General features: G+C 55.9%; 15 protein-coding genes. 10 read left to right on the top strand and 5 right to left on the bottom strand.

The window, feature by feature from the left end; genetic code table 11:
* Positions 1-117 precede the first annotated feature (117 nt).
* The gene (locus J1C54_RS04100) at positions 118-627 is read left to right on the top strand and encodes an RNA pyrophosphohydrolase (RefSeq protein ID WP_370635612.1); all 510 of its coding nucleotides are present in this window, start codon (positions 118-120) and stop codon (positions 625-627) included.
* Entirely contained in the window at positions 620-2,893 is a 2,274-nt protein-coding gene (gene ptsP / locus J1C54_RS04105) for a phosphoenolpyruvate--protein phosphotransferase (RefSeq protein WP_229144727.1), read from the top strand. Before J1C54_RS04100 ends, ptsP begins: the two co-directional genes overlap by 8 nt.
* A gap of 55 nt (positions 2,894-2,948) precedes the next feature.
* On the opposite strand, the gene J1C54_RS04110 is transcribed toward ptsP, so the two are convergent.
* From J1C54_RS04110 to J1C54_RS04120, 3 genes are all read right to left on the bottom strand, one after another.
* Complete coding sequence (locus J1C54_RS04110; RefSeq protein ID WP_229144728.1) at positions 2,949-3,503, bottom strand: SHOCT domain-containing protein; 555 nt, start codon at positions 3,501-3,503, stop codon at positions 2,949-2,951.
* A 103-nt stretch (positions 3,504-3,606) separates the two neighbouring features.
* The gene (locus J1C54_RS04115) at positions 3,607-5,382 is read right to left on the bottom strand and encodes an SLC13 family permease (protein WP_229144730.1); all 1,776 of its coding nucleotides are present in this window, start codon (positions 5,380-5,382) and stop codon (positions 3,607-3,609) included.
* Positions 5,383-5,487: 105 nt separating this feature from the next.
* A complete protein-coding gene (locus J1C54_RS04120) occupies positions 5,488-6,243 on the bottom strand; it encodes an NRDE family protein (protein ID WP_229144731.1) in 756 nt (251 codons plus the stop codon).
* 86 nt (positions 6,244-6,329) lie between these two features.
* Here J1C54_RS04120 and J1C54_RS04125 point away from each other — a divergent pair, with 86 nt between their 5' ends.
* The 5 genes from J1C54_RS04125 to J1C54_RS04145 all read left to right on the top strand — a co-directional run bounded on the left by J1C54_RS04125 (position 6,330) and on the right by J1C54_RS04145 (position 10,983).
* Entirely contained in the window at positions 6,330-7,127 is a 798-nt protein-coding gene (locus tag J1C54_RS04125) for a sulfite exporter TauE/SafE family protein (RefSeq protein WP_229144732.1), read from the top strand.
* A complete protein-coding gene (gene lgt / locus J1C54_RS04130) occupies positions 7,124-7,915 on the top strand; it encodes a prolipoprotein diacylglyceryl transferase (protein WP_229144733.1) in 792 nt (263 codons plus the stop codon). The genes J1C54_RS04125 and lgt overlap by 4 nt, the downstream gene beginning before the upstream one ends.
* Positions 7,912-8,745, top strand: a complete 834-nt coding sequence (locus J1C54_RS04135; RefSeq protein ID WP_229144734.1) for a thymidylate synthase — start codon at positions 7,912-7,914, stop codon at positions 8,743-8,745. Before lgt ends, J1C54_RS04135 begins: the two co-directional genes overlap by 4 nt.
* Positions 8,742-9,254, top strand: coding sequence for a dihydrofolate reductase (locus J1C54_RS04140; protein ID WP_229144735.1), 513 nt, complete (start codon positions 8,742-8,744; stop codon positions 9,252-9,254). Before J1C54_RS04135 ends, J1C54_RS04140 begins: the two co-directional genes overlap by 4 nt.
* A gap of 94 nt (positions 9,255-9,348) precedes the next feature.
* Positions 9,349-10,983 carry a choice-of-anchor I family protein gene (locus J1C54_RS04145; RefSeq protein ID WP_229144737.1) on the top strand — a complete coding sequence of 545 codons (1,635 nt, stop codon included), beginning with the start codon at positions 9,349-9,351 and terminating at the stop codon, positions 10,981-10,983.
* Between the two features lie 38 nt (positions 10,984-11,021).
* Here J1C54_RS04145 and J1C54_RS04150 read toward each other — a convergent pair whose 3' ends face one another.
* A complete protein-coding gene (locus J1C54_RS04150) occupies positions 11,022-11,921 on the bottom strand; it encodes a LysR family transcriptional regulator (RefSeq protein ID WP_229144738.1) in 900 nt (299 codons plus the stop codon).
* A gap of 119 nt (positions 11,922-12,040) precedes the next feature.
* Between J1C54_RS04150 and J1C54_RS04155 the strand changes: the two genes are divergently transcribed.
* From J1C54_RS04155 to J1C54_RS04165, 3 genes are read left to right on the top strand one after another with little or no spacing between them, the layout of a single operon-like run.
* Positions 12,041-12,661, top strand: coding sequence for an FMN-dependent NADH-azoreductase (locus tag J1C54_RS04155; protein WP_229144740.1), 621 nt, complete (start codon positions 12,041-12,043; stop codon positions 12,659-12,661).
* A 42-nt stretch (positions 12,662-12,703) separates the two neighbouring features.
* Entirely contained in the window at positions 12,704-13,696 is a 993-nt protein-coding gene (locus tag J1C54_RS04160; RefSeq protein ID WP_229144741.1) for a glutathione S-transferase family protein, read from the top strand.
* 12 nt (positions 13,697-13,708) lie between these two features.
* The gene (locus tag J1C54_RS04165) at positions 13,709-14,575 is read left to right on the top strand and encodes a pirin family protein (protein WP_229144742.1); all 867 of its coding nucleotides are present in this window, start codon (positions 13,709-13,711) and stop codon (positions 14,573-14,575) included.
* A 73-nt stretch (positions 14,576-14,648) separates the two neighbouring features.
* On the opposite strand, the gene J1C54_RS04170 is transcribed toward J1C54_RS04165, so the two are convergent.
* Positions 14,649-15,506: a sulfotransferase gene (locus J1C54_RS04170; protein ID WP_229144743.1), complete on the bottom strand. Its 858-nt coding sequence runs from the start codon at positions 15,504-15,506 to the stop codon at positions 14,649-14,651.
* Positions 15,507-15,583 lie beyond the last annotated feature (77 nt).

Consider the following 15,583-nt stretch of genomic DNA (forward strand, 5'->3'; position numbering starts at 1 on the left):
AAGGATTCCGATGATTTGTGGCGACAATATTGGGGTTATCGGCCAGTTCGCATTGCGACAGCAGGCTCCAGCAAGGTTTAATTGCCAGATAGTTATAAGGCGGTTGAAATGTCCGGCATTATTGATGAACAGGGTTATCGGCTCAACGTGGGCATCATTCTGATGAGCCCGGAAGGCAAGGTATTCTGGGGCCGGCGCGTCGGCAACCGGGATGCCTGGCAGTTCCCACAGGGTGGCATGATGCCGGGCGAGACCCCGGAGCAGACCCTGTACCGCGAGCTCCATGAAGAAGTGGGACTGCAGCAACATGACGTTGAGTTGATGGCCTGCACTGAGGGCTGGCTCAACTATCGGCTACCCCGGCGGTTTCTGCGCAATAAACGCTACCCTTCCCAGCCATCCTGTATTGGCCAGCGACAGAAATGGTTCCTGCTTAAACTGATCAGCGCTGAGTCCGCCATTGACCTTGCCGCCAGTGACAGCCCCGAGTTCAACGATTGGCGCTGGGTAAGCTATTGGTATCCGGTGCGCAAAGTGGTGCAGTTCAAGCGCGGCGTATATGTGCGGGCACTGCGGGAGCTGGCGCCGGCAATGCGCCAGTTGCGACGGGAGAACGAGCGTGCTTGATACCCTGAGACGCATTGTTCAGGAGGTCAACAGCGCCACCGACCTGCGTACAGCTCTGGACCTTATGGCGCGCCGCGTGCGTGACGCCATGGGCACGGAGGTCTGCTCCATTTACCTGTTAAACCGCGACCGGCAGCGCTATGTGCTGATGGCCTCGGAGGGCCTCAAAGCCGAAGCAGTAGGCCATGTCAGTCTGGATGTAAGCGAAGGTCTGGTGGGCCATGTGGGCCAGCGCGAGGAACCACTTAACCTCGAGGACGCCTTCACCCACCCCAAGTTCCTCTATCTGGCGGAAACCGGTGAAGATCCATTCCACGCATTCCTTGGCGTGCCAGTGATGCATCAGGGTGAAGTACTCGGTGTGCTGGTAGTGCAGCAGCGTGACAGCCGCCGCTTTGACCAGAGTGAAGAAGCCTTCCTGGTGACCATATCGGCCCAGCTTTCCGCTGTGGTGGCCCATGCCCGCGCCACTGGCGACCTGACCACCGATAGCACTAGCGGCGGTGAACCTGAGCCGGCTTTCTTTGATGGCCTGCCCGGCGCTCAAGGTGCAGCCATCGGGATTGCCATCCGGGTTTACCCCTCCGCGGACCTGTCCTCCGTACCAGACCGGGAAGCCGAGGATATCAACGCGGAAATCGCCCTGCTGGACAACGCTCTGGTCAAGGCTCGCCACGAAGTCAGGGCATTGGCTGAAAGAGCTAGCCGCAGTCTGGGTCGCGAAGAGCAGGCACTGTTTGAAGTCTATCTGCGCATGCTTGACCGTCATGCCCTGCCCGGCGAAGTGGTAGAAAAAATCCGTGCTGGCCAATGGGCCCAGGGTGCCTTGCGCATGGTCATTGACGAGCATGTGCGCAACTTTGAATTAATGGATGACAGCTATCTGCGCGAACGGGCCGCGGATGTCCGTGATATCGGTCGCCGGGTATTGGCACATCTGCAAAGCGATCAGCGCCGCGAGGTGGAATACCCCGACGAGACGGTTCTGGTTGGCGAGGAAATCACCACGGCCATGCTGATGGAGGTACCGAGAGAAAACATTGTCGGCATTGCCACCAGCCGCGGTTCGCGCAACTCGCATATGGCTATTGTCGCTCGCTCCATGGGCATCCCCACGGTGGTGGGGGCTGCCGGCTTACCGCTAAAACAGCTCGATGGCCGCGAGGTCATTGTCGATGGCTTCAAGGGACGGCTGATTGCCAACGCCAATAGCGAACTGAAGCACCAGTTTGAAGCCATCATCCTGGAAGAAAAGAGCCTGCTTGCCGGACTAGAAAAGCTGCGCGACTTGCCGGCAGAAACCGAAGATGGCAAGCGCATCGACATCATGGTCAACACCGGCCTGATGACAGACATCTCACGTTCACTGGAGCGGGGCGCCGAAGGCGTAGGGTTATACCGAACAGAAATTCCTTTTATGGTTCGCGACCGCTTTCCCTCCGAAGATGAACAGAAGATCATCTACCGTGAGCAGCTCGAGGCTTTTGCTCCGCACCCTGTCACCATGCGCACCCTGGATGTTGGCGGTGACAAGGAGCTACCCTACTTTCCCATCGAAGAGGAGAACCCGTTCCTGGGCTGGCGTGGTATCCGCTTGACCCTCGACCACCCGGAAATTTTCATGGTGCAGATCCGCGCCATGCTGAAGGCCAGTGAAGGCCTGAATAATCTGCGCATCATGCTGCCGATGGTGACGACGGTTTTCGAAGTGGAGGAAGCACAACATCTTATCCATCGCGCCTGGCTGGAAGTGCGTGGCGAAGGCTTTGATGTGGTGATGCCTCCCGTTGGCGTAATGATTGAAGTACCGGCTGCGGTTTATCAGGCACGCGCGCTCGCCCAGCGAGTGGACTTTCTTTCCATCGGCACCAACGATCTTACTCAGTATCTGCTAGCGGTAGACCGCAACAACAGGCAGGTCGCCGCACTGTACAACTCCTGGCATCCAGCCGTGCTGCAGGCCATCATTCATGTTATTGAGCACGCCCACGCTGAAGGCAAACCTGTTTCGGTGTGTGGAGAAATGGCAGGCGACCCGGCATCAGCGCTAATGTTGATGGCTATGGGAGTCGACACCCTGAGCATGAATGCCTCTCACCTTTTGCGGGTCAAGGCAGCGATCCGAAAGATGAAAATTACTGCAGCACGCAAACTCCTCTTCGAAGTACTGGCCATGGACAATGGCGAAGTTATTGCGTCTTACATCGGCCTGCAGCTGGACAAGGCAGGACTAGGCGATCTGATCAGCCATCGGCGTGCGGTGTAAATGCTTGCTGCCAACTAACAGCGCCCCAGCCAATAATCCGGTGGGGCGCTGCAAATCAGATTTCCTCCAATAGCTCGGCTTTCTTAGCCTCATATTCCTCAGTAGAGAGGATGCCATTGTCATGCAAATCTTTTATGTCGCGTAGCCGATCAACTGCTGACTTGCCTTGAGCTTCGGCACCTTGATCTTCCGCCGCTTGATACTGCGGATCTAAAACCAAGCTGCCATGTGCCATCTCAGGCAACTTCCACATAGCCCCCGTAGCCGGGTCAACTATTAAAAGACCGATCAGACCACCAAAAAGAATATTGCCGACATACCAGCCGTCCATAGATGGCTCAAGATTCTGGGTGGAGCCAACATATCCATCTTTCTCAAACTCCATGGTGTATTTAGCCTTGCGGAAAAAACCATCTCCGGCGGGCAAAGTAACCATGGCGGGAGTAGTCGCACGGTGCATTTCAACACCGCTACGATTCTTGACCACTACCACCGCGTCCGGAGTATTACTATTAATACTAACCGGATACCTGGACTCACTAAGAATGCTCGCACAGCCCGACAACCCCACCGTGGCGGCAACGCAAGCCGCCATAAATTTTTTTCTCATTACTCTCATCCCTTTTATTAATTTACTAGAAGATATCCCGGCCACCCCATGTCGACCGGCTGCCATATTAAATCACCGTGCTGCTCAGCTGAATCAATTTTATTCAGCTGGACAGTGGCCAGAAAACAGTGATCGCAGCAATGGTTGCTGATCCAACAACGATATTCATGGGCACACCGATGCGCAGAAAGTCACTGAATCGATAGCCACCGGGGCCATACACCATCAAATTGGTCTGATAGCCCAGCGGAGTTGCAAAGCTGGCAGAGGCCGCCATCATCACGGCCAGAACAAACGGCCCTTCATTGAGACCCAGCGCCGAGGTAATGGCGAGCACTATGGGCAGCATAATCAGCGCCGCAGCATTGTTAGTAATGGTTTCCGTTAGCAACGATACGGCCAGATAGGTAAGCACCAGCAGCAGGATCGGATTATCCCCGGCCACCCCAAGAATGCCCTCACCGAGGTACTGTGCAGCACCGGTTTTCTGCAGCGCCGCACCAATGGAAAAACTGGCAGCAATAGTGATAATCACGGTCAGATCAAGACTGCGTTTAGCCTCAGCCACAGATACGCAGCGGGTCATAATCATGGTGCCAGCACCGAGCAGGGCCGCGTTCAGCATGCTGGTCACGCCAAATGCCGCCAGCATTACCAAGCCACCCAGAATGCTCCATGACAGCAATGCCCGGCTATGGTCTGGACGCTCCTCATCAAGCTCATTGATCAACAGAAAGTCGCGGGAGTATTTTTGCCGACTAACGAATGCCTGGCGCGCCTCCAGTAGCAACACATCACCCGGCTGCAAAATGATGGAACTGAGTCGACCTTTTATGTGTTCACCATTGCGGGCCACCGCCAGCACCACCGCTCCGTAGCGGTCACGGAAGCGGGCATCCTTGATTGTTTTCCCCACTCCTTCGCAGCCTGGGGCAACCACCGCTTCAACCAGTTTTCGCTCTGGCACGTTGCGCTCAATAACCGGCTGGCGGCCAACGGAAGGCACCAACCCGTTGATTCTCAATACGTCAATAATCGCTTCGGTTTCACCAACAAAAACCAGACGATCACCGCCCTGAAGTATTTCATCCGGCGCCACCGCAGTAATCACACTGCCATGACGTTCGATTTCAGCCAGATATATACGCTGTAAATGCCGCAGTCCTGCCTCGACAATCGACTTGCCAACCAGTGGGCCGTCAGTGGCCACTGCCACCTCAAAAGTAAAACTGCGCATATCGGCAAAGGTTTCATCCGGACTGCGCCGCGCCGGTAACAGCCGTGGCCCTGCCAGAAGCAGAAAGGTAATACCGGCAACAGCAGCGACCAAACCCACCACAGTGATATCAAAAAGTCCGAAGCCTGCCTTGCCGGTAAGCGTCTGGTACTGACCGTTGACCACCAGATTGGTACTGGTACCGATCAGCGTCAGGGTGCCGCCCAGAATTGAGGCGTAGCTAAGCGGAATCATTAACGAGGAAGCGGGCAGATTTAACTGCTTGGCCCAGCGAGTCACCGCCGGAATCATGGTGGCCACCACCGGAGTGTTATTAAGAAAACCAGACAGGGCAATCACCGGCGCCGCCAACCGCACCATGGCCGCACGCTCACCTTTCGGCCTGCCGAGAATCCGGTTCACCACCAGATCAACCCCACCGGAGGCGCGGATGCCCGCCGCCACCACAAACATGGCCGCCACGGTAATCAGGCCGCTGTTACTGAACCCGGACAGTGCCTCCTGAGGATTAAGCACGCCGCTGATACTTAACAACAGCAATGCGCCCATCAGCACCAGGTCCGGCCCCAGTCGGGATGAGCTCACCAGGGTGATAAATACACCCGCGGTGATAAAGATCGTTAGCCAGCCTTGCCAGTCCATCGGTATGGTCCCGGAATCAGGAGAGGCGCCTAGTTTACGTACCGGGAGCCAAACCAGAAATAATAAAAACGCAGAAGTTTATTACCTTTAGTTGGGATAGCCCCATCAATCGAATCGACTGGGGTCGCCAGCCCGGCCGCCACCCGGCTGCCAGCGCTGCTCAGCAAAATCGAAACGGCCATCCGCATGCTGGATCACCGCCGTACTGGCCCTGGTGCCGTAGGCCGCCGACTGAATGAAAATCGGCGCCACCAAGCGCTCCATCTCCAGACCTACACCCGTATCTGGCAAGGCGTCGTCATCCGGCAGACTGTCGTCTTCGAGAATTTGTAGCAGCCGCTCGGGCTCCACTGCCCCCGTGCCATTCGCGACCACCTGCCGCAGTAGAGCCTGGCCACGCTGAGCCTTCGGCCAGTCTGTGTCCAGCTGGCCATTGCTTAACGCATGAATTCCCGGCGCAACCAGCTGGGGCTCGGCTCCACGGTTACTCATCCAGGCCAGCTCCCGACCATTACTGACCAGAAGATTAAAGCCGCCATACTCGTGCTGGTCCGCCTGCAGCCCCTGAAGATACTCCAGCGGCGCCAACTCACTCTCCAAAAAGCCCATCGGCAACATGCCACGGGATCGATTACCGGGCAGCCGATCGGCAATTGGCTCGCGATAATTGGTTACTGCGGCAAAGCGGCCTGCACGGCTAACACCCAGCCAGGTGCCACCGGCCGCCAGATCGAGGCCGCACAGCAGATCTCCACGCCAGCGAGCTGCCTCAGCCGGGCGGTGATGGAACTCATCACGATTGGCCGCCACCAGCAGCGGATGTTTGTCATGAACTTGCCAAGCGAACAACACGATACACATGAATCAGACCCACTCCTGCAGTGCCGGGCAGACCCGGCCGGACTTCTGGGATAGCATACCGGCGCAGTGTAGCTGAGGTTCTTGCCGTGCTTGAAATCCTAATCCTGTTTCTTGCCCTTGGCATTGTTGCCGGGCTGTTGGCAGGCACGCTTGGCCTGGGCGGCGGCGTGGTGATTGTTCCTGCCCTGCTGATGATCTTCCCGCTGATGGACTTTCCCGCCGCGATCACAGCTCAGCTGGCCGTCGCCACCTCTCTGGCTACCATAGCAGCCACCTCGATCAGCGCCATCCTCACTCACCAAGGGCTTGGCGCGGTGCGCTGGCCAGTGGCCCTGCCCATATCCGCGGGCATTCTTCTCGGCGCCTTCGCCGGCGCCTTTTTCGCCAGTGCCATCAGTAGCGCCATGTTAGGCAGGTTGTTCGGCATTTTTGCCATGCTGATCGCTGTACAGATGGCGCTGAGCAGTGGCCGTCTAGCCAATGGGGAGAACGAGCGCCTGCCGGGCCGTGGAGCACTGGCGCTGGCCGGGAGTGCCATTGGCACAGTATCAGCCATGTTTGGCATTGGTGGCGGCTCACTGACTGTGCCGTTTCTAAGTGCCTGCGGGATGCGCATGCAGCAAGCCGTAGCCATTTCGGCGGTGTGTGGCCTGCCCATTGCTGTTGGCGGCGGCATTGGCTTTGTGGTGGCCGGCTGGCACCATCCGGAGTTACCCAACGGAAGCCTTGGCTTCGTGTATCTCCCTGCCGCGGCAGGTATAGTGCTGACCAGCTTCCCGCTAGCCCGGCTCGGTGCCAGGCTGGCTCACCGACTGCCGGCGACGACACTCAAGCGTATATTTGCCGGCGCCCTGTTTCTGATCGGACTCAAATTGGTGCTATGACTTTTCCGCAGATTGATCCCGTTGCTTTCTCAATTGGCCCCTTATCCGTTCACTGGTATGGCCTGACCTACCTGCTCGGCTTCACCGGCGCCTGGCTGCTGGGCAGTTGGCGGGCCGGCAAGCCTGGCAGCCCTTTCACCCGCGAGCAGGTGGGTGATCTGATTTTCTACGGTGCGGTCGGCGTGATCATCGGCGGACGGCTCGGCTATGGTCTTTTCTACGGTCTGGATCAGTGGCTGAGTGATCCGCTGTGGATCGTTAAATTGCAGCAGGGCGGCATGTCTTTCCACGGCGGCATGCTTGGCGTACTAACCGCCTTCTGGTACTTCAAACGCAAAACCGGCAAGAGCTATTTCACCGTTGCTGACTTTATCGTACCGATGGTGCCGGTCGGTCTGGCCACTGGCCGTATCGGCAACTTTATCAATGGCGAACTGTGGGGCAGACCAACGGATGTGTCATGGGGCATGGTGTTTCCAGGCGACCCGTTGCAGCTGGTTCGCCACCCATCACAGCTGTACCAGTTTGCCTTTGAAGGCGTTGCACTATTTGCTCTGCTATGGATTTATTCACGCAAACCCCGTCCTGCCGCAGCGGTCACCGGCCTATTTGGTATCGGCTATGGCTGCGCTCGCATTGGCGCTGAATTCTTCCGCGAACCGGACGCCCATATCGGCTATCTAGTGGGCAACTGGCTAACCATGGGCATGCTGCTCAGCGTGCCGATGATTTTTGTCGGTGCCGGCTTGATGGTCTGGGGCTATCGCAAACAGGGAGCCAACCCATGAAGCAATACCACGACCTGCTGCGCCACGTCCGCGATAACGGGGTGGTCAAGAGTGATCGCACCGGCACCGGCACCCGCGCCGTGTTCGGTTACCAGATGCGCTTTGATCTCAGCGAAGGATTTCCAATGCTGACGACCAAAAAACTGCACCTGAAATCAATTATTCACGAACTGCTGTGGTTTCTATCCGGCGATACCAATATCCGTTATCTAAAAGAAAACGGTGTATCAATCTGGGATGAGTGGGCCACTGAAGATGGGGAACTCGGTCCAGTCTATGGCGAACAGTGGCGTAGCTGGAAAACCCATGATGGACGAGTGATTGACCAGATCAGTGAGATTCTCGCAGAGATTAAACGTAATCCTGATTCACGCCGTCTGGTTGTTTCCGCGTGGAATCCGGCGGTGCTGCCGGATCCAGCGTTAAGCCCAGACAAAAACGCCGAGCAGGGCCGGCAGGCACTGCCGCCATGTCACTGTTTGTTCCAGTTTTATGTGGCCGATGGCAAGCTCTCCTGTCAGCTTTATCAGCGTAGTGGCGATATCTTCCTTGGGGTGCCGTTCAACATCGCGTCCTATGCTCTGCTCACCATGATGATGGCGCAGGTATGTGGCTTGCAGCCGGGTGACTTCGTACATACCCTCGGCGACGCCCACCTATACAGCAATCATATGGAGCAAACTGAACTGCAGCTGAGCCGCGAGCCCCGCCCACTACCGGTGATGAGAATTAATCCGCAAGTTAAGGATCTTTTTGCCTTCCGCTTTGAAGATTTTTCCCTTGAAGGCTATGACCCACACCCGCACATCAAGGCGCCGGTGGCCATATGATGCTGTCGCTGATTGTTGCCAAAGCCGCCAACGGCTGTATCGGCCGTGACAACAAACTGCCCTGGTACCTGCCCGGCGACCTGAAGTATTTCAAGCAGGCGACTTTCGGCAAGCCGATTATCATGGGGCGGAAAACCTGGGAGTCGCTGAAAGGGCCATTGCCGGGCCGCGCCAATATCGTCATCAGCCGCCAGTCGGGTTATGTTGCCGACGGCGCAAAGGTCGTTGCCAGTCTGGATGACGCCATTGGTCTGGCCGAGAGCATTGCCCTTATTGATGGCGTTGATGAGGTGGTGGTGATTGGTGGCGCGCAGATTTATGCCGAAGCACTGCCGCGCGCAGATGTGCTGTATATCACCGAAGTACATGCGAACGTAGACGGCGATGCATTTTTCCCTGACTACGATACGGCGCTGTGGCAGGAAGCGGGACGGCAGGATTTCAAAGCAGAAGGCCCGAATCCCTACGATTACAGTTTCGTTGTTTTCCAGCGGGCCGCCAGGAAATAAAACTGTTATCCCTCTGTCATATCTTCGCCGCTGACCTGTCACAATCCACTTCTACCCTGATGCATTGATTTCACTGCCATATCAGGGGCCACCCATGAATCTGAAATACACTCTTTCTGCACTAGCCATTGCCGCCAGTCTGAGCGCCTGCGGAGGCGACGATGGAAGCAACGGAACCAGCGCAACCCTGCTGCAACTAAAAGTCGCTGGCACCTATACGCCACCCGGCAATCCGGCCAACTTCTTTGACGAATCCGCTGCTGAAATTGTTGCTTATGATGCTCGCCAGCATCGACTGTTTGTAGTTAATGCAAATGATATTACCGTCGACGTGCTGGATATGTCGGACCCGAGCATGCCATCACTGATGAGCACGATTGATGCCACCGCCGAAGGCGGAGTTGCCAATAGTGTTGCCGTCAGCAGCAAGCTAGTGGCGGTAGCTATTGAGGCCAACACGAAAACTGATCCAGGCAAGGTAGTTTTCTACAACTCCACCAGTTTTGCCAAAGTTGGAGAAGCCACGGTAGGAGCACTGCCCGATATGCTTGCCTTTACTCCGGATGGAAATAAGGTCCTGGTGGCCAATGAGGGCGAGCCGAATGACGATTACAGCGTCGACCCAGAGGGCTCGGTTAGCATCATCGATATCACCGATGGTGTTGATAACCTGACGGTCAATACCGCATCGTTCACTAGCTTCAATACCCAGAAGACCTCCCTGATCAGCAGCGGCGTACGCATCTTTGGACCAGGGGCCAGCGTCGCTCAGGACCTGGAACCTGAGTATATTGCGATATCTGAAGATGGCAGCACAGCGTGGGCTTCGCTGCAGGAAAACAATGCCATCGCCATCATCGATATTGATAATGCAACGGTTGATAGCATCGTACCGCTGGGTTTCAAGGATCACCGCATCTTCGGTAATGAGCTTGATGCCAGCAATCGTGATGACCGTATCAATATCCGCAACTGGCCCGTGTTCGGCATGTACCAGCCGGACACCATCGCCTCTTACTCATTCAACGGTGAAACCTATATTGTCACCGCCAACGAAGGCGATGCTCGTGATTACGACACGTGGTCGGAGGAGATTCGAGTCAAGGATATGGTGCTGACCGATGACATTGGCGCCGCCGGCATTCAGGCGGACGAAGATCTTGGCCGCCTGAATGTCACTAGCACTCTAGGGGTCAGCAACGGCTGTGATCCGTCCTTGCTAACAACTGACCCGGAAGTGGATTGTGAGTACGATGCGCTTTATGCCTATGGAGCCCGCTCATTCTCGATCCGCGCTGCCGACGGCACCCTGGTGTTCGATAGTGGTAACGATTTCGAGCGTATTACTGCAGCTCGCAATGGCGAATTTTTTAACTCCAACAATGACGAAAACGATTTTGACTCGCGCTCGGATGACAAAGGGCCAGAGCCAGAAGGTTTGGCTCTCGGCAATATTAACGGCCAAACGTTTGCATTTATTGGCCTTGAGCGAGTCGGCGGCATCATGGTTTACAACATCAGCAACCCGCAAGCGCCGCAGTTCGTCCAATACATTAACAATCGCGACTTCAGCGGTGACCCCTCGCTCGGCACTTCCGGAGACTTGGCGCCAGAAGGACTTACCTTCGTTGGCGCAAAACAGAGCCCTTCTGGCAAGCCGCTGCTGATAGTCGGAAATGAAGTCAGCGGCACCACCACCGTATATGAGATTGATGTAATCGAACTCTGACACTGCCCTGCTTTACAAAAGGCCTGGCGGGAAACCGCTCAGGCCTTTTTGTTGCACAGCTCAGCACAGGAGCGCTTCAAAATATCCCCCAAACGACGGGCAGCCGGGCCAGCATAATTGGCCTCCGCATATACCAGATATAGATCAGCAAAACGTTCCTCACCCTCTTCCATGATGAGGCGCTTCAATGTGCCATTGGCCAATTCATCGCGGATTTTTTCTTCCGGGTACCAGGCAAACCCGAGGCCCATGGCAGCCGCGCGAATAGAAGTACTTAGATGGCTGACGGTCCAGCGTTGCTCGGCACCAAGCCAGCCAGCATCCATACGCCGACTACCGGAGTCACGTACCACTAATTGTCGGTGGCGGCGCAAATCCTGAAACACTAACGGTCGACCAAGATGATGAAGGGGATGATCCGGGTGCGCCACGGCAACAAAGCGGGCGCGCATCACCGCATCACCAATAAACCCCGGTGGCACTCTGGGAGTAATGGCCAGATCCACTTGATGCTGCAGCAGGGTTTCATCGGTGCCGCTGAGTACGGTTTCCAGCAGCTCCACCCGAATGTCAGGAAACTCGGCAGCGAATCTGTCGAGGCACTTCAACAGGAGCCACATCGGGAAAATCGCATCCACAGCAATATACAATTGGGCCTCAACACCCTGAGACAGGGTCTCCGCCGACAACTCCAGCCTGCTCGCCTCTTCCACCAGCGCCTGGGCCCGGCGGTAAAGAATCTCACCGGCCTCGGTCAATACCGCACGCCGCCCCTCGAGCTTGAACACCCTCACCTGCAGCGCCGTTTCCAGCTTTTGGATGGCATAGCTGACCGCTGACTGACTCTTGTCTAGCGCCTCTGCCGCAGGCGCATAGCCGCCCGCGTCAACCACCGCAAGCAATGCTCGCCACTGCTCCAAAGACACCTTCAAGTCCATGAACCACTCCCAAACATCAGTTTATTTGATTTAATAGCGCCAAATTATGCGGTTTTTCATCTGAATGCCAGATCTGATACTGGAGCCATCTTATCCAGTCAGCCTGCGAGGACCTCACCATGGCAACGCTTCTCCATATCAGTACCAGCATCTTTGGCGATAACGGCAACAGCAGCCAGCTGTCCAACGCCTTTATCCAGCGCTGGCAAGCCGCCAATCCACAAGGCCAGGTTGTCCTGCGCAACCTCACCGAACAGCCTCTGGCGCATCTGGATAGCAGCCGAGTAGGGGCTTTCTTTACCCCTGCAGAGCAGCGCACTGCGGAACAGCAAGGGCACGTTGAAGAGTCTGACGCCCTGATTGCAGAGCTGCGTAGCGCAGATATCGTGGTGATCGGCCTGCCAATGTATAACTTTGGCGTGCCATCCCAGTTCAAAGCCTGGGTCGACAACATTGCTCGCGCCGGCATTACCTTCAAGTACACGGATACCGGCCCGGTTGGCCTGCTGGACAATAAGCCGGTGCGAGTATTTGCGGCCCGCGGTGGCATCTATGCCAACACCCCAAATGACCATCAGGAGCCTTTCGTGCGTCAGTTCTTCAGTTTTATCGGCTTGACCGACGTCCAATTCGTTTTCGCCGAGGGCGTTAACATGGGCGACGATGCCAAGGCTAAAGCACTACAAGGTGCTCACGCCGAAATCGAAACACTTTTGGAAAGTAGTGGCTCCGCAGCCTGAACGAAATAGGGCCTGCCTTGCAGACCGCCACCGGAGGACATCATGGGATTACTTGTAAAGGGACAGTGGCAAGACAAGTGGTATGACACCGATAGCACCGGTGGCCACTTTGAGCGCTCGGCAGCCCAGTTTCGCAATTGGGTAACGGCCGATGGCAGCGCCGGCCCCGACGGCAAGGCAGGCTTCCAGGCTGAAGGCGGTCGTTACCACCTTTATGTATCGCTGGCGTGCCCATGGGCCCATCGCACGCTCATCATGCGCGAGCTTAAAGGCCTGCAACATATGATTGGCGTATCGGTGGTCAACCCGTTGATGTTGGAGAATGGCTGGCCGCTGGATACCGACTTTCCCGACGCGACCGGTGATGAACTGTACGGGCTAGCTTATCTGTATGAGCTGTACCTGAAAGCGAATCCCGATTATTCCGGTCGGGTAACCGTGCCAGTGCTGTGGGACAAGCAACAGCAAACCATTGTCAGTAATGAATCCGCAGACATTATCCGCATGCTGAACAGTGCTTTTGATGGCATTGGCGCAAAAGAAGGTGACTACTACCCGCAAGCACTTAGTCAGCAAATTGATGAGGTAAATGCACGGGTCTACGACCGGGTGAATAACGGAGTCTACAAAGCGGGCTTTGCTACCCGACAAAGTGCATACGAAAAAGCAGTACAGGAATTGTTTGCTGAACTGGATTGGCTGGAAGCACGGCTGACGAAACAACGCTGGCTGGTGGGCGATCAGATTACCGAAGCAGACTGGCGCTTGTTTACCACACTGGTTCGCTTTGACCCGGTGTATGTGGGCCACTTCAAGTGCAACCTTCGACGCATTGCCGACTACCCGGCATTGAGCAACTATTTGCGCGACCTGTATCAGCAGCCGGGCATCGCCGATACGGTTAACCTGATGCATATCAAGCACCATTACTACCGCAGCCACCCGACCATTAATCCGTCGCGGGTAGTGCCACTTGGCCCACAGATCGATTACTCAGCGCCGCACAATCGGCAAACCAGCACACCGGCCAAATAAGGAGATGGGGACATGACCACACGCACACTTGCTCGCATCATTCCCGGCATGAACACCAGTGATGGAGCTGGCGTAAAACTACGCCGCACGCTGGGGCAATCCCAATTTGCCCGGCTTGATCCATTTTTGATGCTGGATGAGTTCTCCAGCGATAAGGCCGATGACTATATTGCCGGCTTCCCATCTCATCCGCATCGCGGCTTTGAGACCGTCACTTACATGCTGGACGGCCATATGCTGCATGAAGATCACATGGGCAACCGTGGTGATCTGCGACCCGGCGACGTGCAGTGGATGACCTGTGGTCGCGGCATAATCCACTCGGAAATGCCGCAGCAGAAAGAAGGACGAATGCGCGGCTTTCAGCTTTGGTTGAATCTACCGGCCAAAGACAAAATGAAACCAGCGGCCTACCGCGATGTCCCTGCGGCAAGCATGCCATGGCAGGAACCTCTTCCGGGGGTGCGCATCAAGATGATTGCCGGCACTCTGGAGATCGCCAACCATAAGTATAGCGGACCAATTCAGGCCGGTGGCACTGAGCCTGTTTATATGGATGTAGAGCTAGCCGCCAGTCAGTCCCTTAGCTTGCCGGTGGCAAGCAGCCACAATGCATTTATCTATGTATTTGAGGGGACGCTACAAAGTGATGGCAAAGACATACCCACCCATGCGGCGGCACTACTTGGCAGTGGCGACACGCTGGAAGTAACAGCCGGAGCCCAAGGCGGAAGATTCCTGCTTATCGCCGGGCGGCCACTAAATGAGCCAGTGGCCCAATATGGTCCTTTCGTGATGAATACTGCGGCGGAAATTGATCAAGCGCTGCGTGACTATCGCGACGGCACCTTAACAAGCGGTGGCGTGCAGGCGCTGTGAACAGGAAATCTGGTCAGGATCTCTGGCTGGATAAAATCTGGATAAACAAAGGGGCGCCATGCGCCCTTTTTTACTACCAGTCGAAATCCTCACCAAGTAACTCGTAAAGCTCCTGATTGTGAGGGGAAAAATAGTCCTGCAGATACTGATAGACATCAGCATCAACGCTCTTGCGATTACTGCCCACATTGCGAGCATTGAGATTCGGAACCTGAAAAGACGAATCCACTCCAACAAACTCAAATACCTTCCTAAGGGCGGTATGGGGATCAGAAAAAAACTTCTCGCTGCCCAAAATCAGAAGATTCTCTTTTGGGAAAAGTCCCTGATAACGACGGATCTGCTCCGCATAGTGGCCACGAAGCTTGTAAGAAAAATGCATAAAACTTTGGTGCTTGTAATCGTGCTCAGCCAGCACTGGTGCAAGACGTGCTTCCTCGCCCTGCAGCGCATCCATCACTGACAGCGTTTCCCGTCCTTTGCGGGCCTGATGGAAGTAATGAGAAAGTGCCCGCTCAGTTGGCTCTCGCAGCAACAGAATAAGCTTGGCATCAGGAAGCAGCGCATGGATACGCTCAGGCGCAAGCGGGTGAAACACATATAACGGAGAAGCCTCAAAAGCCTGCTGGCCTTGCCGGATATGCTTACGCAACGGGAAGTTGGAACGATACCACCGCTCACCAAGGGCAAAATTGTCACGCTTGGGCTTCAAGCCGCCATCGAAATAGTGCACCTCCTTGCGATAAGAAGGCACCAGCTGGGGATGCTGGCTGAGATAATGAAACAGACTGGTAGTACCACCCTTCTGGGTGCCGATAATAATAAACGAGGGCAACGCGCGCCCGCCGGCGGTGAACTTGCGGTACTGCAGCAACCCCGGGCGAACCAGCCGGTTGATGGCACGGACAAAGGATTCTCGGACTGACGGCATGACACTCCCCGGGGAATCTGGAGTTGCGCATGTTACCGTATGCCGGCAACGGCGTCGCTCATTGCAGATTAGCGTGG

Source organism: Alcanivorax sp. 1008 (assembly GCF_020667895.1).
Taxonomy (GTDB): Bacteria; Pseudomonadota; Gammaproteobacteria; order Pseudomonadales; family Alcanivoracaceae; genus PGZG01.

Coding starts and splice junctions, on each gene's coding strand:
- J1C54_RS04150 (WP_229144738.1), bottom strand. CDS start 11,921: ATGGACTTGAAGGTGTCTTTGGAGCAGTGGCGAGCATTGCTTGCGGTG.
- J1C54_RS04160 (WP_229144741.1), top strand. CDS start 12,704: ATGGGATTACTTGTAAAGGGACAGTGGCAAGACAAGTGGTATGACACC.
- J1C54_RS04115 (WP_229144730.1), bottom strand. CDS start 5,382: ATGGACTGGCAAGGCTGGCTAACGATCTTTATCACCGCGGGTGTATTT.
- J1C54_RS04165 (WP_229144742.1), top strand. CDS start 13,709: ATGACCACACGCACACTTGCTCGCATCATTCCCGGCATGAACACCAGT.
- J1C54_RS04135 (WP_229144734.1), top strand. CDS start 7,912: ATGAAGCAATACCACGACCTGCTGCGCCACGTCCGCGATAACGGGGTG.
- J1C54_RS04110 (WP_229144728.1), bottom strand. CDS start 3,503: ATGAGAAAAAAATTTATGGCGGCTTGCGTTGCCGCCACGGTGGGGTTG.
- J1C54_RS04140 (WP_229144735.1), top strand. CDS start 8,742: ATGATGCTGTCGCTGATTGTTGCCAAAGCCGCCAACGGCTGTATCGGC.
- J1C54_RS04170 (WP_229144743.1), bottom strand. CDS start 15,506: ATGCCGTCAGTCCGAGAATCCTTTGTCCGTGCCATCAACCGGCTGGTT.
- J1C54_RS04120 (WP_229144731.1), bottom strand. CDS start 6,243: ATGTGTATCGTGTTGTTCGCTTGGCAAGTTCATGACAAACATCCGCTG.
- J1C54_RS04155 (WP_229144740.1), top strand. CDS start 12,041: ATGGCAACGCTTCTCCATATCAGTACCAGCATCTTTGGCGATAACGGC.
- J1C54_RS04145 (WP_229144737.1), top strand. CDS start 9,349: ATGAATCTGAAATACACTCTTTCTGCACTAGCCATTGCCGCCAGTCTG.
- lgt (WP_229144733.1), top strand. CDS start 7,124: ATGACTTTTCCGCAGATTGATCCCGTTGCTTTCTCAATTGGCCCCTTA.